We start from the raw sequence: 20,887 nt of genomic DNA, 5'->3' as shown, positions 1-20,887 counted from the left end.
ATGGTGCGGCCAGGTGAGGTGGACGACGAGGGACCGTATGCCGGTGCCCGCGGCCGCATGCCCGGCGATCCCGTGCCCGACCCCGGCCTCGGCACCGCCCCGACGCCCGTAGCGCCCGCGCGAGCCGCCCGGCGACGGACCCCGTACACCCGGGTCTTCGTGCGCCTGCTCCCCGCCCTGCTGCTCGCCGTCGCCATCCTGTACGACGTCTTCACCCCCCGCTACTTCACCGCCGGCCCCCTCTACACGGCCGCGCCCCTGGTCGCCGCGCCCCTCTACTCGCGCCGCGGCACCGTGCTCACCGCCGTCGCCGTGGTCGCCACCGTCATCGGGCTCCAGCTGAGCAAGGGCGTCATGCACTATGTGGACTCGCTCACCGAGCTGATCACCATCGCGACGGTCGCCGCCCTCGCCGTCTTCGTGAACGCCTTCGTCCGGCGCACCGACGAGCGCCTCGCCTCCGCCCGCGAGATCGCCGAGGCCGCCCAGCGCGCCGTGCTGCCCCCGCCCGCCGAGCGGATCGGCAGCTTCGAGATCGCCGCCTGTTACGAGGCGGCGCAGGCCGACGCCTTCATCGGCGGCGACCTGTACGCGGTGCAGGACAGCGCGCACGGCGTCCGGCTCATCGTCGGCGACGTGCGCGGCAAGGGCATGGGTGCGGTGGCCGCCGTCGCCGTGGTGATCGGTGCCTTCCGGGAGGCCGCCGAGCAGGAGGCGTCGCTGGAGGCGGTCGCACAGCGGCTGGAGCGGGCACTGGCGCGCGAGGGGGCCCGGCGGGACGGTCTCGACGCCTTCGAGGGGTTCACCACCGCCGTCCTCGCCGAGCTCCCGCACGGCGACGGCGTCGTCCGTGTCGTCAACCGCGGCCACCCGCCCCCGATGCTGCTGCACACCGACGGCACCGTGCACCCGGTCCAGGCCAGGGAGTTCGCGTTGCCGCTCGGCATGGGCGAGCTGGGCGTGTGGCCCGACCGCGCCGAGCAGGCCGGCTTTCCCGGCGGCGCCACACTGCTGCTGTACACCGACGGGCTGTCCGAGGCCCGCGACGCCCGTGGCCGGTTCTACGACCCCCGCGCGCGGCTGGCCGGCCGGGTCTTCCCGCACCCGTCCCACCTGCTCGGCACCCTCGCCGACGATGTGCGGCGGCACGCCGGGGGCGGCCTGACGGACGACATGGCGCTGCTCGCCGTACGCCGGCGGCCTTGATCAGGATCACGTGTGGTGACGATGCAACCCCCCTCCGCACAGCATCTGATGCGCCGTCGTAAACGCGTGATGTGAAGTCGTGACCTGAGGGGCGGTCAAGTCGCCCGGATTTTCGCCCTCGTGAGGGGTACGTCCAGGCCGGGATCCTTAATGATCAAGCCGAACGGCTTGGAATCGGCACCTCGCGTCTATTAACGTTCGATAACGCAGCGCGGTCGTCCCAGCCGTCACAGAAGGCGGCTCCGTGCGCACGCGCCGAATCCCGTGAGGGAACCGGGGAACCACCACTTTGGGGTGAATCGGGCGTATGCCGCCGTGGAGACACGGCGCGTATACGCGCGTAGGAGACCTTCCTGCTCCGAACCCGTCAGCTAACCCGGTAGGCGGAAGGAAGGAAAGGAGTACGCCCACGTGGCGTCCAACCGGCCTGCCCCCGAGGCCCCGTTCGTGCCCAGCACGCACGACACCGAACCCTTCGGCTACGACGGCTACCGCGCCGAAGAGGGCCCCTGGGAGGAGTGGAATCCCACCGCGGAGTCCATCCGTCCCGTACGCGGCCGGCACCGCGTCGCCAAGCAGCGCGGCGGACTCGCCCGCAGTTCCACCGTCCTCGGCGTCGGTGTCATAGCGGCCGTCGGGGCGGGCGGCATGGCCAGCGCCCAGACCGGCAAGCCGCCGGTGTCGATCTCGCTGCCCGATCTGCCGAACGTCGGCTCGCTCATCTCCGACGACGAGCCGGAGCCCCAGGGTTCCGCCGCCCCGCTCAGCAGCGTCGGCGTGACCGCCGGCGACACCGCCGAGGGCACCGCCGACGCCGGTGAGGTCCTGCGGGCGCGCATCATGCAGCAGGCCGAGCAGCAGCAGGTGCAGGTCGAGAACAAGGCCGCCGCGGAAGCCGCCGCCAAGGCCGAGAAGGAGGCCGCCGAGGCCGCCGCCAAGGCGGAGAAGGAGGCCGAGGCCAAGGCCGCCGCCGCCAAGAAGAAGGCGGAGGAGGAGGCCGCGAAGAAGGCGGAGGCCGAGCGGCTCGCCGAGCTGGCCAAGCAGTACACGCTTCCGACCTCCTCGTACACGATCACCTCCACCTTCGGCCAGGCCGGTTCCATGTGGTCCTCCGGGTACCACACCGGCCTCGACTTCGCCGCGCCCACGGGCACCCTCATCAAGGCCGTGCACACCGGCACGATCACCGAGGCGGGCTGGGCCGGCGCCTACGGCTACCGCACGATCCTGACCCTGGACGACGGCACCGAGCTGTGGTTCTGCCACCAGTCGTCGATCAGCGTCAGCGTCGGCCAGAAGGTCAACACCGGAGACGTCATCGGCCGCGTGGGCGCCACGGGCAACGTCACCGGGCCGCACCTCCACTTCGAGGTCCACGCGGACGGCGCCGAGGGCGGCATCGACCCGACGGCATGGCTGCAGGGCAAGGGCCTCAGCATCTGACGACGCGCCCTCCCACACGGCACGACGACCCCTGCGGACCCCGGCGGTCCTGACGGCGACCCCCCGACGTCAGGGCTGCCGGTCTTCGCGTGCTCCGGGTGCCGGCGCCGGTGCCGATGCTGGAATGATCGGCTCCGGGCCGTGTGTTGTCCTCGGACATGACTTCTCTGCGCAATCTCGGCTCCTCCGACCTCGAGGTCTTCCCGCTCTCCCTCGGCGGCAACGTCTTCGGCTGGACCGCCGACCGGGACACCTCCTTCGCCGTCCTCGACGCCTACACCGCCGCCGGCGGCAACTTCATCGACACCGCCGACTCCTACTCCGCGTGGGTCGAGGGCAACAGCGGCGGCGAGTCCGAGACCCTCATCGGCGAGTGGCTCGCGGCACGCGGCAACCGCGCCGACGTGGTGATCGCCACGAAGGTCAGCCAGCACCCGGAGTACCCGGGCCTGTCCGCCGCCAACATCAAGTCCGCCGCCGATGCCTCGCTGCGCCGCCTGGGCACCGACCACATCGACCTCTACTACACCCACTTCGACAAGCCCGAGGTGCCGGTCGAGGAGATCATCGGCGCTCTCGACGAACTGGTGCGCGCGGGCAAGGTCCGCCACATCGCCGCCTCCAACATCACGGCCGAGCGGCTCGCCGCGTCCCTGGAGTTCTCCGACCGCGAGGGCCTCGCCCGGTACGTGGCCCTCCAGCCTCACTACAACCTGGTCTCGCGCGACACGTACGAGGGCGGACTGCGCGACCTCGCCGAGCGGGCCGGCCTGGCCGCCGTGCCGTACTACGCCCTCGCGTCCGGCTTCCTCACCGGCAAGTACCGGCCCGGTACGGCCGTCGACAGCCCGCGGGCGGGCGGTGCCGCCAAGCACCTGGAGAGCGAGCGCGGGCGGCGGGTGCTCACCGCGCTGGACGAGATCTCCGAGGCCCATGGCGTGCCGGTCGCCACGGTCGCCCTGGCCTGGCTGGCGGCCCAGCCGACGGTGGCGGCGCCGATCGCGTCCGCGCGGACGGTGGAACAGCTGCCGGCGCTGCTGGGAGTGGCGGAACTGGAGCTGACGGGGGCGGAGGTGCGCAGGCTGACGGAGGCGTCGGCCTGAGGGGCTTTCCCGCCGCTGCTACGACCGGTACGGGTTCGGGGGCGGGTACGCGGAGTACGCCGTGTACGGGGCGTGGACGGGCATGGCGTAGGCGGTCGGGTACGGGGGCTGCGCGGTGTGGGGGGCGTGGCCGGGATACGGGACGGGCGCGGGTGCCGCGTGCGTCCCGTACGGCGGCCAGTGCGGTGCGAGCACCGGGACGGGCGGCGCCGTGGCCCGGGCCGCGTGGTCCAGTGCGGGGCGTGCCGTGTCCCGCCGGCGCCACAGCTCGGTCAGCAGTTCCCGCTCCCGGGCGACGTAGTCCGCGCCCGCCCGGCCCCGGCGTCCGCGGTGCCGCAGGAACGCCAGCGAGGTCGCGTACGCCTCGTACTCCGCCACCGCCCGTGCCGCCGGCCTCCCGGCGTGCCGGCGGGCGTGCCGCCGGGCGATGCGGCGGGCCCGCATCGAGCCGAGCGTGAACGGCTCGGCCGGGGCCAGCCAGCCGGCCACCGCGTAGACGGGCAGCTCGGCCCGTACGGCGGCGAGTTCACGCTGCCGGGTCCAGATCGCCAGCCAGGTCAGCAGGCCGAAGGCCGGCACCATGAACGCCGCGTACACGGCGAAGAAGCCGTACTCGCCGAGCGAGGCCGAGCCGTTCCACAGCGCGTGCACGCCCATCGCCAGCAGCAGGCCGGACAGGGGGAGCAGCACGCGCCGCAGGCGCCGACGGGCGGGGGCGAGCGCGGCGAAGCCGAAGCCGATGCCGGTGAGCACCGTGAACAGCGGGTGGGCGAACGGCGACAGGACGACGCGGACGAAGAAGGTCGCCGCGGTCACCGAGGCGAAGCCCCGGTCGCCGGTGAGCTGGTCGGTGCCGAAGGCGGTGCCGAGGTAGAGGATGTTCTCGGTGAAGGCGAAGCCCGTGGCGGTGACGCCGGCTGTGACGACGCCGTCGACGATGCCGGTGAAGTGCCGCCTGCGGAAGAGGAAGACCAGCAGGACGGCGGCGGCCTTGGCGGACTCCTCCACGACCGGCGCTATCACCGTGGCGCCCAGGGTGTCCGCGCCGGTGGGGTCGGCGGTGGCCGTCGCTATCCATCTCGTCGCGAAGCTGTTGGCGACGATCGCGATCAGCGCTGCCGCGCACGCGCCCCAGGCGAAGCAGAACAGCAGGTTCCGCCAGGGGCCGGGATCGACCCGGTCCAGCCAGCGGAAGGCGGCTATGAGCAGCGGTACGGGGAAGACCGCGAGCCCGAGGCCCACCAGGAACCCCTCGTCGCCGGTCTGTTCGCGCACCAGGGCCAGGATGACCAGGCCGGAGAGCGCGAGCAGGGTGACCAGCGCGCCGTAACGCACCCAGGTGCGCTGCCACCAGTGCGGACGCGTCTGCGGATGTGTGGGCGGATGCGTCGGATACGGGGGACAGGTGGCCACGGCATGGACCCTAACCGGTGGGGGGTTGCTCCTGTACGCGACGGAAGAGCAGGTCGTTCACCACATGACCCTTGTCCAGTCCCTGGCCCTCGAAACGGGTCAGCGGGCGGTGGGCGGGGCGCGGCGCGAAACCGCCGTCGGGCACGGTGTTCTCGAAATCGGGGTGCGCGGTGAGGACCTCGAGCATCTGCTCCGCGTACGGCTCCCAGTCGGTGGCACAGTGCACGATGCCGCCCGGTGCGATGCGGGACGCGGCCAGGGTCAGGAACTCCGGCTGGATCAGGCGGCGCTTGTGGTGCCGCTTCTTCGGCCAGGGGTCGGGGAAGTAGACGCGCAGCCCGGAGAGGGAGCCGGGTGCGAGCATCTCGCGCAGGAGGATGATCGCGTCGCCGTTGCCCACGCGGATGTTGGACAGGCCGTTCCGGTCGGCGAGGCCGAGCAGGTTTCCCTGGCCGGGGGTGTGGACGTCCACGGCGAGGATGTTGGTGTCCGGGTCGGCGGCGGCCATCTGAGCGGTGGCCTCGCCCATGCCGAAGCCGATCTCCAGGACGACGGGAGCGGCGTTCCCGAACAACTCGGTGAGTTCGATGATCCGCTGCCCGTCGATGTCCAGGCCCCACTTCGGCCACAGCCGCTGCAGCGCGTCCGCCTGACCGGCGGTGACCCGGCTCCGGCGCGGCTGGAAGCTCCGGATGCGCCGCTCGAAGTGGGACCCGGCGGGATCCGCCTTCGGCCCATCGGGAAACCGCGGCTCCCCCTTGGCACGAACCGGCTGCGGGGTCTCGGGAACATGACGTGATTCAGACACAGTGCCTAGATTTTACGGCCTTCGCCCGGGACACAGCTGCGGGCAGCCATGCCGCCCCGGCCCGCGGGCAGTCGTGTCTCCCCCGGGCCTGAACGGCCTGGAACGTGCCCCCAGGGGCGGCACGGGCGGGCGCTGGGGCCCCTCTGGGGGAGGCGCCCCGCAGCGCGGGGCCACGCGATCCGCCCCCGCCCAGCTTCGGCGCCGGGCACCCCGCCGACACCGGGGACGTCACGCCCCCGCCAGAGCGGCCAGCGCCCGCCGCCCCACCTCCCGCCCGATCGGCAGCGCCGCCGTCGCCGCAGGAGACGGCGCGTTCAGCACATGCACCGCCCGCACCCCCTCCTTGATCAGGAAGTCGTCCACCAGCGTCCCGTCCGCCAGCACCGCCTGCGCCCGCACGCCCGCCGGCGACTCCACCAGGTCGCCCTCCGTCACCGCCGGCAACAGCCTGCGCACCGCCGATGTGAACGCCCCCTTGGACAGCGAACGCCGCAGCTCCCCGGCGCCGTATCTCCAGTGGCGCCGGGCGATGTGCCACGAGCCCGGCCAGGCCAGCGTGGCGCCCAGCTCGCGGGGCCGGACCACACCCCAGCCGTACCCCTCGCGGGCGAGCGCCGGCACCGCGTTGGGACCGACGTGCACGCTGCCGTCGATGCCGCGGGTCAGATGCACCCCGAGGAACGGGAACGCCGGGTCCGGCACCGGATAGACCAGGCCGCGCACCAGCTCCGGCCGCGCCAGCTCGTAGTACTCGCCCCGGAAGGGCACGATCCGCATCCCCGGGTCGTCCCCCGTCATCCGCGCGACCTCGTCGCAGTGCAGGCCGGCGCAGTTGACCAGGACCCGGGCGCGGATCACGTCGCCGGTGCGGGTGCGGACGGCGACGCCGAGGTCCGGGCGCCGGTCGATGCGCAGGACCTCCGCCCCGTAGCGGATCTCCGCGCCCGAGGCCCGCGCCAGCTGCCGTGCCACTTTGGCGTAGTCGCAGACGCCGGTCGTCCCGACGTGTATGGCCGCCAGGCCCCGGACCTCCGGCTCGTACTCGTGGATCTGGGCCGCGCCCAGCTCCCGCACGGGGATGCCGTTCTCCCGGCCGCGCTGCACGAGCGCGTGCAGCCGGGGCAGCTCGGCCCGGTCGGTGGCGACGATCAGCTTGCCGGTGACCGCGTGGTCGATGCCGTACTCCGCGCAGAACTTGACCATCTCGGCGGCACCCCGCACCGCGTAGCGCGCCTTCAGGGAGCCCGGGCGGTAGTAGATGCCGCTGTGGATCACCCCGCTGTTGCGGCCCGTCTGGTGGCGGGCCGGTCCGGGCTCCTTCTCCAGCACCGTCACCCGGGTGCCCGGCGCGGTGCGCGTGATCGCGTACGCCGTGGACAGGCCGACGATCCCGCCGCCGATCACCAGCACGTCGCAGTCGTATGCGATCCCGGTCCGCACGTGTCCCACCTCCCGGTCCCTTCCCGGTCCGTCTCCCGGCTCCGATAGTGCACTGCGCCACTGACAATGCCCTCAAACCCGTGCGGCGCCGGAGTCAGGCGGGCGTCACCAGGAGCGGCCGGGCGCGCTCGCGCAGCTCGACCACCCGGGGCTCGTCGCCGTACGGCTCCAGGCGGTGCAGGAGATCCTTGACGTACTCGGTGGTGCGGGCCGAGGAGATGCGCCCGGCGACCTCGACCGCCCGCACACCCTGCTCGCAGGCCGCGTCCAGGTTGCCGGACTCCAGCTCGGCCACCGCCGAGACGACGAGCCTGAGGCCGTGCGAGCGTACGAACTCCTCCGTCGGCTGCGACAGGGCCTGCTCGGTGAAGCGGCGGACCTGGCGTGGTGCCTTCAGGTCGCGGTAGCACTCGGCCGCGTCGGCGGCGAACCGGTCGTAGGAGTAGAAGCCCAGCCACGTCGGATCGTTGTCGCCCGGGCGGGCGCGTTCCAGCCAGCTCTCGGCGGACTTCAGGGCGGCGCCCGCCGCCGGTGCGTCGCCCGCGCGCGCGTGGGCGCGGGCCTCGACCAGGCGGAAGAAGCTCATCGTGCGGGCCGTGGCCAGTCCGCGGTTGCGTTCCAGGGCGGCCTGGGCGAGGTCCACGCCCTCGTCGCCGAAACCGCGGTAGGTGGCCTGGAGGGACATGGAGGCGAGGACGTACCCGCCGAGCGGGACGTCGGCCGCCGCGCGGGCCAGGCGCAGGGCCTGGATGTAGTACCGCTGGGCGGCTTCCTGCTGGCCGGTGTCGAAGGCCATCCAGCCGGCCAGCCGGGTCAGCTCGGCCGAGGCACCGAACAGGGCGCGGCCGACCTCGTCGGAGTAGGAGCCGAGGAGCAGCGGGGCCGCCTCGACGCGTAAGCACTCGGGGACCATCGACGAACGCCAGTCGCCGCCACCGTACTTGGAGTCCCAGCGGCGGGCGTCCTCGGCGGCCTCCCGGAGCTTGCGCACATCGCTGTGGCCGACTTTGAGCGGTGCGCCGGAGCCCTCGGCCGGGCTCGCCTCACGCGCCACCGAGCTGTCGGCCGGGGTTATCAGCCACCGTGAGGCGGGCGTGGCGTACGCGCTCACCGCGAACGAGCCGGCGAGCGACTGCCAGATGCCGCCGCCCCCGGCCCGGCGGCCGGCGAGGTCGAGGCGGTACAGCTCGGTGGCGGATCTGACCGCCTGTCCGACGTCCCGGGGGAAGGCGAGGCCCACCTCGGGGGCGGGGTCCGCGTCCGCCAGGCCGATCTCGTGGAGCGGCACCGGCCGGCCGAGCTTCTGGCCGATGGCGGCGGCGATCAGGTGCGGCGCCGCACCCTGCGGCACCATGCCCTTCGACACCCAGCGTGCCACCGACGTCTTGTCGTAGCGGAGCGTCAACCCGCGCTGGGCGCCGAGGTCGTTGACGCGCCGGGCGAGCCCCGCGTTGCTGATTCCCGCGAGGGCGAGAACGGCGCCGAGCTTTTCGTTCGGCCCGCGTTGCTCCCTGGACATGCGCCACCCCTCGACACAGACGGCTGCCGCAGTGGCATAACCACGCGGCATTCGTAAACCCAGCGTAGTTCGCCGCATCCCATGCGTTAAGAGGCATTGTTCCGGATGGCGGGATTGTGGCCCGTACGGAAGTGCGGTGCCTGTACGGACTGTTGCCGTGTGCTCCCGGTGTGTGGCCGTGCGCCCGTCCGTGCGCTCTTCTCCGGCCACCGGGGGAGCGATTCCATGGCGGTGCGTGGGTCGGCCCGCTGTACTGGATCCAGTGGGCTGGGGGACGCCGCCGCCTACATCCCCGCGGGCGGCGGACCGGTCCGGGAGGCGTGGCCCGTCTCCCGGACTGCGCACCGCCGGGCGGTGCGCAGAGCCTGTACGGAGAGTGTTCAAAACCGTCTGTGTGACGCCGATTTGGCCAAAAAATGCCCCCCAGGTTTATGGGGCTTCCGCGCCCTCACCATGGGACTTGAGGGCGCGTCGGGTAGTCAAAGGGCGCGTTCCGGGGGCGCATTCACGTCGTCGGGCCGGCCCCGGGGCCGCCGCCGCGCCCGGTCGCCCAGCGGCCGGCGGGAGTTGACGTCCTCGCGTGGGTCTCCGCGGGGGCGCATTCACCGGAGCACACGCGGCTCCGCCGACGCTCCGTGGCGCGCCCTTCATGGCAGCATGGGGAACCAGTTCGTACGGTGCACTGGTTCCCCGGCCTGTGGAGGCGTCGATGCGGTGGTTGGTGGGGTGGAGCAGCACCGCCGTGGGAGCCGCGGGAAGCGCGGGAGCCGGCGGCTCCGCCGGGGCCACCGGGTACGACGCCGGGGTCACCGGGTACGACGGTGAGACGGTGCAGCCCGTCGGATCCCAGCTTCTGTGGGGCGGCCCCGACCCCCTGTGGGCGGTCGGCGACTGGCGCCCCGACGAGGTGCGCGTCGTCACCGCCGATCCCGGCACCCGGATCGCCGTCCTCGGCATCTGCGGCGCCTCCGACGAGCAACTGCGCGTCGGGCTCTTCGCGGCGCGCGGCGGGGCGCTGCGCCACCTGACCGCCTGGCCCGGCAGCTACACGGCCGTCGTCCAGGTCGGCCGGCGCATCACCGTCTGCGGCGATCTCGCGGGCGCGCGCCCGGTGTTCCACACCCCCTGGGCGGGCGGCACGGCGTACGCGACCGCCGCGCTGCCCCTGGCCGACCTCGTCGAGGCCAATCTCGACTTCGGACACCTCGCCGCACTGCTCGCCGCTCCCGACGTGCCGGCCGCGCTGGACGACTCCACCCCGTACGACGGCGTGAAGCGCATTCCGCCGGGGCATGCGCTGATCCTGCGCGCCGGGGCACGCGAGATCGCCGGGTACGAGCAGGTGGCCTCGCTCGCCGTGGCGGCCCCCGCCGCCGACCCGCACCGTGCCGTGGACGGCGTGCGCGATGCGCTGGTGGAAGCCGTACGCACCCGCCTCGCCGCCCCCCGGCACGTCCCCGGCGACGGCATCGACCCGGGCCCGGTGCCGGGCATGGGGCCCGCCGAACGGCGCGCCGCGCGCGGGATGCCGGTGCCCGGTATCGGCGCCGACCTGTCCGGCGGACCGGCCTCGGCGACGCTGGCGCTGCTGGCCGCCGGCCTGCCGGGGACGCCGGGCACCGTGCTCGGGCACGGCACGGGCGCCGGCGAGCGGCTGCTCGCCGTCACCTTCAACGACCTCGCCGTCGGCGGGCGCGAGTCCGAACTGGAGCGGGCGGGCGCGCTGGCCGCCAACCCGCGGCTGCACCACGTCGTCGTCACCGGCGGGGAGGACGTCCTGCCGTACGCCGCGCTCGACGGGCCGCTGACCGACGAACCGGGCTCCTGCCTGGTATCGGCGGCCCGGCACCGGGCGCGGCTGGCCGCAGGCAGCGCGGACCACTTCACGGGCTACGGGGCACGACAGGTGCTCGACGCCCACCCCGCGCGCCTGGCCGACCTGCTGATGGACCGCAAACGGCGCCATCTCGTCCGCCCGGTCGCCGCTCTCGCCAAGGCCGACGGCTCGGTGCTGGTCCCCGCGCGCGTGTACGCAGCGGCCCGGCGCCTGTCGCGCACGCCCTACCGCACGGGCGTCGAGGCACTCGCCGAGCGGCTGCTGCGCCGGCGCTTCGACGAGCCGGCCGGCGGGGGCGGGGGCGGCGCCGTGCAAGCGTCGCTCGCCGTCCTGACCTGGGCCGGGCCGGGGCCTGCGGCGCGGTGGCTGACGGGGGAGGCGCTGGCTGAAGTATCGGTTCGTCTTCAGGCGTCCACCCAGCGGTCCGGGGTGGGGCCGGGACAGCGGCCCGGTGACTTCCGGGCGCGTGCGGCACTGGCCCGGCAGGCGGCCGAGGTGCGGGTGCTGGAACAGGCCGCGGAGATCCGCTTCCAGCGGCTGCACGCGCCGTTCCTCGACAACCAGGTCGTCCGCGCCTGCCGTGCGCTGCCGGAGGCGCTGCGCGTCCAGCCCGGCGCACGGGCCGCGATCCTGCGCACGGTACTGGAGGGCGCCGGGGTGAGCGAGCTGCCCGGCGGGTGGGGCGCGCCGACGCAGGCGCTGGCCGCCTCCGCCGCGCGGACGGGGCTGCGGGTCGCCGCCGACTCGCTGCTGGCGCTGTTCGACACGCCGCTGCTCGCCGAGGCGGGGCTCGTCGAGGCGCGGGTCGTGCGCAAGGCGGTGCGCGGGGCGGCCGCGGGCGAACCGCTGCCGCTGGACGGACTGGCCGACCTGGTCTCGCTGGAGCTCTGGCTCCGCCGCCTGCTCGCCCGCCGGGGCACCTGCTGGACCGGCACCCCGGCACGGCAGCGCGCGGTTCCCGCGGGCATCGCGCCCCAACGGGGAGCGCTGGGAGGCGCCGGGACCGTGGCGCGCCGGGGCTGACGACGTCCGCCCCCGTGCGCGCGACGACTCCTTACGTGCAGGTGAAGCGCGACTGCGCCCAGTCCGCCAGCGCCAACGAGTCGACGGGACTGTGCGGCTCCGTCACCAGCCGTACGGTCTCGCGTCCGGAGATGTCCACGTGGACGGGGGCCGCCGGATCACCGCCCTTGACCATCCCGGAGTTCCACAGCGGGACATCGTCCGCGTACACCGAGAAGTGGACCTTGCCGAGCTTCATCGTCAGGTCGTCGACGCCGACCAGGGCGTCGTAGGACGAGCACGAGCGGTTGAGGTCGATGGTGACGGAGGAGCGTCCGTGCACGGTGACGCCGTTCGCGTGCTCCACGTCCCCGATCGACAGACCGGAGCGCTGCCACACCCAGCTGCTCCCGGCCAGCCGCATCTCGGGGCCGGTGCCGTCGCCGGTCAGGTCGTACGCCAGCTCGCTCCACCGGTAGACGGCCGGGGCGGGCGGCGGTGTGGGCGTCGGAGTCGGTGTGGGGGGCGGGGTCGGGCTCGGCGTCGGTGTGGGGGTCGGGGTCGGCCTCGGGGTGGGTGTGGGCGTGGGCGTCGGGGACGGTGTGGGGGTGGGTGTCGGAGTGGGCGTGGGCGTCGGGGCCGGCTCGGGCGCGGCCGCCGGCGGGGGCGGGGTCCGCTTCGCCGGCGCGGGCGTCTTTGGCGCGGGCTGTGCCACCGGTGAGGAGGCGGGCGGGGCGGCCCGCGGCGGTTCGTTGTCCGGGGCGGCGTCGTTGCCGGTCAGCGCGAAGACCAGCGCCGCCGCGGCGGCCACCGCCGTCACACCGGCCGCGATCCCCGCCTTCACCGGCGCGCCCAGCCCCTCCGAGGCCGCTCCGCCCCCGGCGCCCGCACCGCCGGACGCACCACCGCCCGCCGCTGCCGCGGCCCCCGCGGCACCGGCCGCTCCGGCGCCCGCGCCCCCGGCGATGAGCCCGGCGGCCTTGGCGTACCCGGCGACGCCGAACCAGCCGATGACCGCGACCGGAACCACCGCCGGGATGCCGCTCGCGACCTCCTCGATCTGAGTGGCGGCCAGCCGGCACCTGGCGCACTCCTCCAGGTGCTTGCGCAGGCCCCGCTCGGCCCGGGTGCGCAGCCTGCCGCGGGCATAGGTGCCGAGCTGGTCGGCATGGCGAGCGCACTCCTCGTCGGCGGCGAGGGCGTCGCTGACGTGCGCCTGGAGATAGGCCTGCTTCAGGCCCTCGCGGGCGCGACTGGCGAGGACGCGCGTGCCGTTGGCGTCCAGCCCGAAGAGCACGGCCACCTCACTCGGCGACTCGTCCTCGACCTCGGTGTGCCACAACACGGCCTGCCACCGCTCCGGCAGCGACCGGAACGCCTGCATGGCCATGGACTGCTCGGCCTCGTGCATGGCGCGCACGTCGGCGCCGAGCTCCAGGGTGTCGTCGTCCTGCACCTTCGCGGTGTGCGCGGACTGCGCGGCGAACACGGCGAAGTCGTCGACCAGTTCCTCGCGCCGGGCCGACCGCGTCCAGCCCGCGGCGACGCGCCGGACGGCGGTCAGCAGATACGCGCGTACGGCGTGCTCGGGCCCCGAACCGCCGCGCACCGCCTGGAGCATGCGGGCGAACACCTCGGCGGTGAGGTCGTCCGCGGTGTGCGCGTCGCGGCAGCAGGTGCGCGCGTACCGGCGCACGGCGTCCGCGTGGCGCCGGTACAGCTCCTCGTAGGCCGTGTCGTCGCCCGAGCGCATCAGCCCGATCAGCTCGGCGTCGGAGGGCGCCGGCACGTCGCGCGGAGGCGGCAGCACGCTGTCCTCGTGCAGCTCCCGCTGCGCCGGGACGCCGCCGCCCGCGAAGGCGCCGCCCTGCGGCACGTCCGCCGGGCCGCCCTGCCCCGGTACCTGCGGCGGATCACCGGGTCCGGCCTCGCCGTCACCGCGTGCACCGTCCCGCCCGTCAACGCTCATCGCGGAAGCCCCCGCCACCTGCCCAACCAGACCCGAACACCGGGTCAGGGTGCCACAGGGGCTACTGGTCAGGAACCCGCACCGGGGCGGGTCACTCGTCCGTGGTGACTTACCGCAATGCAGTACTAACGGTCAGCCGTTCGGGTAAGGGTTACGTCTTCGGCTCCGATGCCCTGTGACTCCAGCACCGCCGGCCTCCGACGCCGCCCCCGGCCGCGTCGCTCGAGGAGCACGCACCCCGTGGCTCCCGGCCGGGAAGGGCACCCCGTCGCCGACGGTCCACGAGCGGGACGCGCGGTAAGCACCCCGCCGCCCCGCTCGAGACCGTCACCGGCCTCACGCGGGACGCGAACGCAGCCCCTCCAGCAGGATGTCCAGCAGCCGGGCCGAGGCGGCCTGCTGCTGCGCCGCGTCGGGCAGCGAGGGCGCCGCCGTGGCGATCACGAGCAGCACGTCCGACACCGACACGTCCGGCCGCAGCTCACCCGCCGCACGGGCGCGGTCCACCAGCCGGCCCACGACCTCCAGCAGCGCCGCCGCCCCGTGATCCACCTCCGGCGCCAGGGGCGTACCGGCGGTGGCGGCGGGCGACCCCGCGGCGGGCCCCTGCGGCACCGCGTCCTCGGCCACCAGCCGCAGCTCACCCGGGCCCGGCTGCACCCGCTGCTGCGGCACCCGGGGCTCACCGGCCGCGCCACCCGCGTCACCGTCGTCCGGCACCCTGACCCGCAGCACCTGCGGCGGCAGCAGCCGGCCGGCCCCCGAGGCCACCGACGTGCGCAGGAAGCGCGACAGCGCCGACCACGGCTCGTCCTCCTGCCCGAGCGCCGCCCGGGCCTGGTCGGTCAGCCGGGCCGTCTCCTCCTCGGCTATCCGCCGGACCAGCACGTCCTTGCTCGGAAAGCGCCGGTACACCGTGCCGACACCGACCCGCGCGCGCCGCGCCACGTCCTCCATCGGCGCGCCGTACCCCAGCTCGCCGAACACCTCGCGCGCCGCGCGCAGCACGTGCTCGAGATTGCGCTGGGCGTCCACGCGCAGCGGCGCCGTACGCCCGCCGTCACCGCGTCCGCCGCCCGTCGCCGCGCCCATCACGCCACCGGGCGCGACAGCGGAAGCGGACGACCAATGAGAGTCCTGAACATGCATAGACAATCCCCCGGTAATGACGTCTCCCCCCGGAGACTCTCCCCGCCATCGAAAGCCGGAGTGCGCCTGGCGGACCCGGCCCGGCGGCCCGCCCGTCGCGGACCCCGTGAACACATCCCCCTACACTCCGTGGGGACGAACATAGTTGAGCGGGAGTCAATTCAGAAGGGGCACGTTCCGCACGGAGCGCCCCCCGATCGGAGCACGGGCGGTATACGCCCGGAATATGCCCCCTGCCGCTGCCCGTCCCACCCACGCTGACCTGCGTCGGCGCCCCGCACCACGGCAATCCGGCCAACCCGGCGGCCGAGTGGTCTCCGGTCACACAAATCGCCGGGCCTGTGGACAAACGCAAGCGCCGGGTGCGTCATGGGATGGTGAAGGAACGTGCGCGCATTCTCGTTGTCGGCGGCGGCTACGTCGGGATGTACACGGCCCTGCGTCTCCAGCGGAACCTGAGGCCCGAACTCCGGCGGGACGAGGCGGAGATCACCGTCGTCACCCCCGACCCCTACATGACCTACCAGCCGTTCCTCCCCGAGGCGGCGGCCGGCTCCATCTCCCCGCGCCACGTCGTCGTGCCGCTGCGCCGCGTCCTCGGCCAGTGCAACGTCGTCGTCGGTGAGGCGCACAGCATCGACCACACCGGCCGCACCGCCACCATCAGCACCCTCGCCACCGACGAGGAGGGCACGGGCGCCCGCCGGCTGACGTACGACGAACTCGTCCTCGCGCCCGGCTCGGTCTCCCGCACCCTGCCCGTCCCCGGCCTCGCCGACCACGGCATCGGCTTCAAGACCGTCGAGGAGGCCATCGGCCTGCGCAACCACGTCCTCGAGCAGCTGGACATCGCCTCCTCCACCCGCGACCCCGCCGTCCGCGACGCCGCCCTCACCTTCGTCTTCGTCGGCGGGGGCTTCGCCGGAGTCGAAGCGCTCGGCGAACTGGAGGACATGGCCCGCTACGCCGCCCGCTACTACCACAACGTCACTCCCGAGGACATGAAGTGGATCCTCGTCGAGGCCTCGGACCGCATCCTCCCCGAGGTCGGCGAGGACATGGGCCGCTACACGGTCACCGAACTGCGCCGTCGCAACATCGACGTACGCCTGGAGACCCGCCTGGAGTCCTGCGCGGACCGCGTCGCCGTCCTCAGCGACGGCGCCCGCTTCCCCACCCGCACCGTCGTCTGGACGGCCGGTGTCAAACCCCACCCCGTCCTCGCCGCCACCGACCTGCCCCTCGACGACCGCGGCCGGCTGGTGTGCACACCCCAACTCGCCGTCGACGGCGCCCCGCACGCGTGGGCCGCGGGTGACGCCGCCGCCGTCCCCGACGTCACGGCCGCCGACGCCGGCACACCGTGCGCCCCCAACGCCCAGCACGCCGTCCGTCAGGCCAGGGTCCTCGGCGACAACATCGCGCACGCCCTGCGCGACGAACCCCTCGACACGTACGCGCACCGGTACGTCGGCTCCGTCGCCTCCCTCGGCTTCCACCAGGGCGTCGCGCACGTCTACGGACGCAGACTGAAGGGCTACCCGGCGTGGTTCATGCACCGCGCCTACCACCTCAGCCGCATCCCCACCGTCAACCGCAAGGCGCGCGTGCTCGCCGAATGGGCCCTCGCCGGACTCTTCAAACGGGAGATCGTCTCCCTGGGATCACTCGAACATCCCCGCGCCGAGTTCGAACTCGCGGCCGGTGGAAAGCCTTCTCAGGAACCTCCGCGCAACCCGAAGGGGTAGTCCTGGCCGGAGTCAGGAACTCCCCGGGCCGGCCCGGCGTCTGACGGATGTCGGCCGGTCGGCACCCTGCCAGACTGGTCCACCACCGCGGGCGGGCCGCCGCTCACCCCGCGCGGCTCCCGGGCCCTGCCGGTTCCGGTACCGGCCGCCGACGACTACCCGAGGCAAGGATTCGTGAACTTCACGCGCTGGAGCGCCCGACTCCCCGGAACACAGCGCCGCGCCGCCGCGCGGACCGACCCGGCACTCTCCCCGGAGCGCCGGTCAGACGGCTCCGTGCCCGCCGCCCGCGCCGAACAGCTGACCGACGAGGCCCCGCCGGTCCCGGCCGTCGACGACCTGCCGACCCGCGACGTCCTCGACCGCGTCCCGGCCCTCGTCGCCCTGGTCCACGGCCCCGACCACCGCATCGCCTACGTCAACGACGCCTACGCCACGGCCTTCGGCGCACGCCCCCTCGGCCGACGGGCCCGCGAGGCCCTCCCCGAGCTCGACACCCTCGGCCTCTTCCCGCTCCTCGACCAGGTCCAGCGCAGCGGCAGACCCCGCACCCTCAAGTCGCGCAGGGCCCCCGACGGACGCTCCTACACCTTCACGTGCACCCCGGTCACCGAGGGCGACCGCGGCGGCGACCGCGGTGTACTCGTCTTCGCCACCGACGTCACCGACCACGCCGAGGCCGCGGCACGCCTGCGCGCGAGCGAACGCCGCCAGCGCGAAACCGCCGTCACCCTCCAGCGCTCCCTGCTCCCCCAGGAACTCGAGGAGCCCGACGACCTGCGCGTCGCCGCCACCTACCACCCCGGCGGCACCGAGGCCGCGGTCGGCGGCGACTGGTACGACGTGATCACCCTCGGCGGCGGCCGCACCGCCCTGGTCATCGGCGACGTCATGGGCAGAGGCGTCCGTGCGGCCGCCGTCATGGGCCAGCTCCGTACGGCGGTGCGCGCCTACGCCCGCCTCGACCTGCCCCCGCACGAGGTCCTCCAGCTCCTGGACGGCCTCGCCACCGAGATCGACGCCAATCAGATCGCCACCTGCGTCTACGCCATCCACGACCCGAACGAGGGCCGGCTGGTGTACGCCTCCGCCGGGCACCTGCCCATCCTGGTCCGCGACGAGACGGGCACCGTCCAGCGCGCCGACGAGCCCACCGGCCCCCCGCTCGGCACGGGCGGCTGGATGCACGCGTCGGGCTCCATCGCCCTGGCCCCCGGCTCCACCGCCGTCCTCTACACCGACGGCCTGGTGGAACGGCGCAACGAGGACCTGGACGAGGGCATCGCCGCCCTGGAACGCGCCCTGTCCGGGGCGACCGGCAGCCCCCAGGTGGTCTGCGACCGCCTCGTCCGCTCGGCCGGCGTCACCCCGGAGCACGACGACGACGTGGCCGTCCTGGTCCTCCAGCACCCCGCCCGCAAGGGCGCGGAGGCCGAGCTCTTCCGCAACGCCACGCTCGAACTGCTCGGCGGCGTCGAAGCGGCCCCCCGCGCGCGTGCCTTCGCCTCCGGCGTCCTCGCCAGCTGGCGCTTCCCCGCCGACCTGCGCGACCTGGGCGTCCTGGCCGCGAGCGAGCTGGTCGCCAACTCCCTCCAGCACGGCACGCCCCCGATGCGCCTGCGCCTGCGCCGCACGGACCGCCGCCTGATCATCGAGGTGACCGACGGCGACGACCATCTGCCCCGGCGCCGCCGCGCGGAACCCGGGGACGAGTCCGGCCGGGGCATCGCCATCGTCGCGACCATCGCCTCCAACTGGGGGTCCAGACGCACACCCGGCGGCGGCAAATCCGTCTGGTGCGAATTCGTCCTGCCGAAGCCGTGAGCCCTGAGCCCTGAGCTGTGCGCCGTGATCAGTGAGCCGTGACGGCCAGGCGACCGTCACGGCACCGACGCTCACGCCTCCGCGGCCGCCACGGCGCCCGTCGGCGTCCCGCCCTGCGTGACCACCCGGCTCCGCGCGAGCGACGGCTGGTCCTGCACGTCCGTGAGCTGCCGCCCCAGCCGTACCGCCAGCACGCTGATGCCCAGCGAGAACAGCAGGAACGCCACGATGTACGGACCGTGGAGCGAGGCGCCGAGCGGCCCGCCCACCGCCGGTCCGATCGCCAGCGCGAGCTGCTTCACCAGGGCGAAGGCGGAGTTGTACTGCCCCGCCATCCCGGTCGGTGCCAGGTCGGCCACCAGCGGCGCCAGCGTCGGCGACAGCATCGCCTCACCCAGCCCGAACAGCGCGTACGTCGAGATGAAGGCGGCCGTCGCCATCGTCTGGCTGCCGTGCCCGAGCCCGGCGTACCCGGCCACCGCCCACGCCACGGCCCAGATCAGACCCACGGCGGCGATCACCCGGGACCGCTTGCGCCGCTCCACGAACTTCAGCACCGCGAACTGCGCGACGACGATCATCAGCGTGTTCGCCGCCAGCGCCGTCCCCAGCGCGGACGTCGAGATCCCGGCGGCCTCGACGCCGTAGGCGCTCAGCCCCGACTCGAACTGCCCGTAGCAGGCGAAGAACAGCACGAAGCCCAGTACGCACAGCTGCACCATGGCCCGGTTGCCCAGCAGCTGCTTCCAGCCGCTGCCGGAGGCCTGCCCCGGAGCCTCCTCCACCCGCGGCGCACGCGGCATCCGGACCGTCGCCATCACCACGACCAGCAGCAGGAACATCGCCGCCTCGATCGCGAACAGCATCGTGAACGACGCGGCGCTCGTGGTGTCGACCAGGTGACCGCCGATGAGCCCGCCGACGCCCAGACCTAGGTTCTGCAGGAAGAACTGCATCGCGAACGCCCGCGACCGGGTCTCCGAGGGCGAGCAGTCCACGATCATCGTGGCGAGCGCCGGCTGCATCACGGCCTGCCCCGCGCCCAGCGCGGCAGCGGACAGCAGCACGGTGGCCGCCGTGGCCGCGAGACCCAGGCTCAGCGCGCCGAGCGCGGCGGTGACCAGGGCGACCAGCAGTACCGGCAGCGGGCCCCGCCGGACGATGGCCCGCCCGGCGAACGGCAGCACGATCAGAGCGGCCACGGCGAAGACGGCGAGTACGAGACCCGCCGTCATGGACCCCAGTCCCCGCACCTGCGCCACATAGACGTACAGGTAGGGGACGGTGAAGCCCAGCCCGAACGCGCTGAGTGCGTTGCCCACATGGATCCGGCGCATCGCGGCGCCCATTGCCCTGGTCACGTTCACCCTCTCTTGGGTAGTCCGCCCCAGCCGTTAGGGCTGAAGACTTAGAAGCTAAAGTTCGAAGGTAAAGAGTACATAGCGAAGGACTTCAAGGCAAAGGAGCGGCGTGCCATACTGCGGCCATGGGCGACACCTCCGGCGCCGGCGAGCCGACACTCGAAGAACAGATCGCCGCCTACCAGCGCGAGTTCCAGGACCTGGACCCGCAGGTGGAGAAGATCGTCTCGGCGCTCTCCCGGCTCAACCGCCGCATGAACGTCGCGTACGGCCGCCAGACGGCGGAGCTGGGCATCAGCAACACGGACTGGGAAGTACTGAAGGCGCTCGTTCTCTCCGGTGCCCCCTACCGGCTGGGTCCGGGCGACCTGGCCAAGCGCCTCGGGCTGACGCCGGCCGCCATGACCCACCGCATCGACCGGATGGTGACGGAGGGGCTGGTCACCCGGGAACGCGACGAGTCGAACCGGGTCCGCGTGATCGTCGAGCTGACGGGTGAGGGCCGCGAGAAGTGGCTGGAGGCCATGCGTCTCGCCACGGTCTTCGAGGAGGACCTCCTCCAGGACCTCTCACCGGACGAGCGGACGGCCCTCGGTGAGGTCCTCACCCGCCTCCTGCGCAGGGTCGAGCACGCACAGCCCGACGCCGGCGGTCGGCTCAGCGACCTCGATTAAAAGATCTTGACAGCGACGCTTGACAGTCCCCTGGCGGATCCGTAAGGTTCTTCGGGTTGCCACGGAGCCGTAACGGTTCTGCGGCAGCACCTCCCGCCGCAGCAGCGGCACACCAAACCACCAGCACGACCTCCCACTGGGAACTGTCTCGGCATGCCCGAATTCAATTCCGAATGGGACTCGGCGCCCCGGTCGACACCGATTGGGAAACGCAGAGAAAGTCCGCTAAGGTTTGGGACGTCGGAACGGCCCAACAGCCGGGAAGGCGACCCCCTCTGACGGGGAATCAGAGCCCGAAAGGATCTGATAGAGTCGGAACCGCCGGAAAGGGAAACGCGGAAGCGGGAACCTGGAAAGCACCGAGGAAATCGGATCGGAAAGATCTGATAGA

The 20,887-nt window shown here is 73.5% G+C and carries 14 protein-coding genes and 1 riboswitch; of the genes, 7 read left to right on the top strand and 7 right to left on the bottom strand.

What is annotated here, in order from left to right:
• From AB0E77_RS23360 to AB0E77_RS23350, 3 genes are all read left to right on the top strand, one after another.
• A complete protein-coding gene (locus AB0E77_RS23360; RefSeq protein ID WP_361573624.1) occupies nt 1-1,206 on the top strand; it encodes a PP2C family protein-serine/threonine phosphatase in 1,206 nt (401 codons plus the stop codon).
• 243 nt (nt 1,207-1,449) lie between these two features.
• A riboswitch (cyclic di-AMP (ydaO/yuaA leader) is annotated at nt 1,450-1,606 on the top strand.
• A gap of 11 nt (nt 1,607-1,617) precedes the next feature.
• Nucleotides 1,618-2,649 (top strand): M23 family metallopeptidase, encoded by a 1,032-nt coding sequence (locus AB0E77_RS23355; RefSeq protein ID WP_361573622.1) that lies wholly within the window; start codon nt 1,618-1,620, stop codon nt 2,647-2,649.
• Nucleotides 2,650-2,807: 158 nt separating this feature from the next.
• Nucleotides 2,808-3,752, top strand: a complete 945-nt coding sequence (locus AB0E77_RS23350) for an aldo/keto reductase (protein WP_361573621.1) — start codon at nt 2,808-2,810, stop codon at nt 3,750-3,752.
• Between the two features lie 18 nt (nt 3,753-3,770).
• Here AB0E77_RS23350 and AB0E77_RS23345 read toward each other — a convergent pair whose 3' ends face one another.
• The 4 genes from AB0E77_RS23345 to AB0E77_RS23330 all read right to left on the bottom strand — a co-directional run bounded on the left by AB0E77_RS23345 (nt 3,771) and on the right by AB0E77_RS23330 (nt 8,932).
• Nucleotides 3,771-5,165: a PrsW family glutamic-type intramembrane protease gene (locus tag AB0E77_RS23345; RefSeq protein ID WP_361573619.1), complete on the bottom strand. Its 1,395-nt coding sequence runs from the start codon at nt 5,163-5,165 to the stop codon at nt 3,771-3,773.
• A gap of 10 nt (nt 5,166-5,175) precedes the next feature.
• Nucleotides 5,176-5,973: a tRNA (guanosine(46)-N7)-methyltransferase TrmB gene (gene trmB, locus AB0E77_RS23340; protein WP_361573617.1), complete on the bottom strand. Its 798-nt coding sequence runs from the start codon at nt 5,971-5,973 to the stop codon at nt 5,176-5,178.
• 228 nt (nt 5,974-6,201) lie between these two features.
• Nucleotides 6,202-7,413 carry an L-2-hydroxyglutarate oxidase gene (gene lhgO / locus AB0E77_RS23335; protein WP_361573615.1) on the bottom strand — a complete coding sequence of 404 codons (1,212 nt, stop codon included), beginning with the start codon at nt 7,411-7,413 and terminating at the stop codon, nt 6,202-6,204.
• Between the two features lie 94 nt (nt 7,414-7,507).
• On the bottom strand, nt 7,508-8,932 hold the full coding sequence (locus AB0E77_RS23330) for an MFS transporter (protein WP_361573613.1): 1,425 nt from the start codon (nt 8,930-8,932) through the stop codon (nt 7,508-7,510).
• 709 nt (nt 8,933-9,641) lie between these two features.
• On the opposite strand from AB0E77_RS23330, the gene AB0E77_RS23325 reads away from it, so the two are divergent.
• Nucleotides 9,642-11,792 carry an asparagine synthase-related protein gene (locus AB0E77_RS23325; protein ID WP_361573611.1) on the top strand — a complete coding sequence of 717 codons (2,151 nt, stop codon included), beginning with the start codon at nt 9,642-9,644 and terminating at the stop codon, nt 11,790-11,792.
• Between the two features lie 31 nt (nt 11,793-11,823).
• Here the strand turns inward: AB0E77_RS23325 and AB0E77_RS23320 are convergent, their stop codons facing one another.
• On the bottom strand, nt 11,824-13,740 hold the full coding sequence (locus AB0E77_RS23320; RefSeq protein WP_361573609.1) for a sigma-70 family RNA polymerase sigma factor: 1,917 nt from the start codon (nt 13,738-13,740) through the stop codon (nt 11,824-11,826).
• Between the two features lie 336 nt (nt 13,741-14,076).
• Nucleotides 14,077-14,889 (bottom strand): helix-turn-helix domain-containing protein, encoded by an 813-nt coding sequence (locus AB0E77_RS23315; protein ID WP_361573607.1) that lies wholly within the window; start codon nt 14,887-14,889, stop codon nt 14,077-14,079.
• A 374-nt stretch (nt 14,890-15,263) separates the two neighbouring features.
• Between AB0E77_RS23315 and AB0E77_RS23310 the strand changes: the two genes are divergently transcribed.
• Nucleotides 15,264-16,637 (top strand): NAD(P)/FAD-dependent oxidoreductase, encoded by a 1,374-nt coding sequence (locus AB0E77_RS23310; protein ID WP_361573605.1) that lies wholly within the window; start codon nt 15,264-15,266, stop codon nt 16,635-16,637.
• A 174-nt stretch (nt 16,638-16,811) separates the two neighbouring features.
• A complete protein-coding gene (locus AB0E77_RS23305; protein WP_361573603.1) occupies nt 16,812-18,461 on the top strand; it encodes a SpoIIE family protein phosphatase in 1,650 nt (549 codons plus the stop codon).
• A 71-nt stretch (nt 18,462-18,532) separates the two neighbouring features.
• Here the strand turns inward: AB0E77_RS23305 and AB0E77_RS23300 are convergent, their stop codons facing one another.
• Complete coding sequence (locus tag AB0E77_RS23300) at nt 18,533-19,810, bottom strand: MFS transporter (protein ID WP_361573773.1); 1,278 nt, start codon at nt 19,808-19,810, stop codon at nt 18,533-18,535.
• Between the two features lie 137 nt (nt 19,811-19,947).
• On the opposite strand from AB0E77_RS23300, the gene AB0E77_RS23295 reads away from it, so the two are divergent.
• A complete protein-coding gene (locus AB0E77_RS23295; protein WP_361573602.1) occupies nt 19,948-20,496 on the top strand; it encodes a MarR family transcriptional regulator in 549 nt (182 codons plus the stop codon).
• The last annotated feature ends 391 nt before the right edge of the window (nt 20,497-20,887 follow it).

It is taken from the genome of Streptomyces sp. NPDC032940, assembly GCF_040636935.1.
Classification (GTDB): Bacteria; Actinomycetota; Actinomycetes; order Streptomycetales; family Streptomycetaceae; genus Streptomyces.
The sequence above is the reverse complement of the archived record's forward strand: the minus strand, read 5'-3'. Positions and strand labels throughout refer to the sequence as shown.

Excerpts from the sequence above, each read along its gene's own strand:
- AB0E77_RS23360 (WP_361573624.1), top strand. The coding sequence starts at position 1 with ATGGTGCGGCCAGGTGAGGTGGACGACGAGGGACCGTATGCCGGTGCC.
- AB0E77_RS23350 (WP_361573621.1), top strand. The coding sequence starts at position 2,808 with ATGACTTCTCTGCGCAATCTCGGCTCCTCCGACCTCGAGGTCTTCCCG.
- AB0E77_RS23330 (WP_361573613.1), bottom strand. The coding sequence starts at position 8,932 with ATGTCCAGGGAGCAACGCGGGCCGAACGAAAAGCTCGGCGCCGTTCTC.
- AB0E77_RS23325 (WP_361573611.1), top strand. The coding sequence starts at position 9,642 with ATGCGGTGGTTGGTGGGGTGGAGCAGCACCGCCGTGGGAGCCGCGGGA.
- AB0E77_RS23320 (WP_361573609.1), bottom strand. The coding sequence starts at position 13,740 with ATGAGCGTTGACGGGCGGGACGGTGCACGCGGTGACGGCGAGGCCGGA.
- AB0E77_RS23315 (WP_361573607.1), bottom strand. The coding sequence starts at position 14,889 with ATGCATGTTCAGGACTCTCATTGGTCGTCCGCTTCCGCTGTCGCGCCC.
- AB0E77_RS23310 (WP_361573605.1), top strand. The coding sequence starts at position 15,264 with ATGGTGAAGGAACGTGCGCGCATTCTCGTTGTCGGCGGCGGCTACGTC.
- AB0E77_RS23300 (WP_361573773.1), bottom strand. The coding sequence starts at position 19,810 with ATGGGCGCCGCGATGCGCCGGATCCATGTGGGCAACGCACTCAGCGCG.
- AB0E77_RS23295 (WP_361573602.1), top strand. The coding sequence starts at position 19,948 with ATGGGCGACACCTCCGGCGCCGGCGAGCCGACACTCGAAGAACAGATC.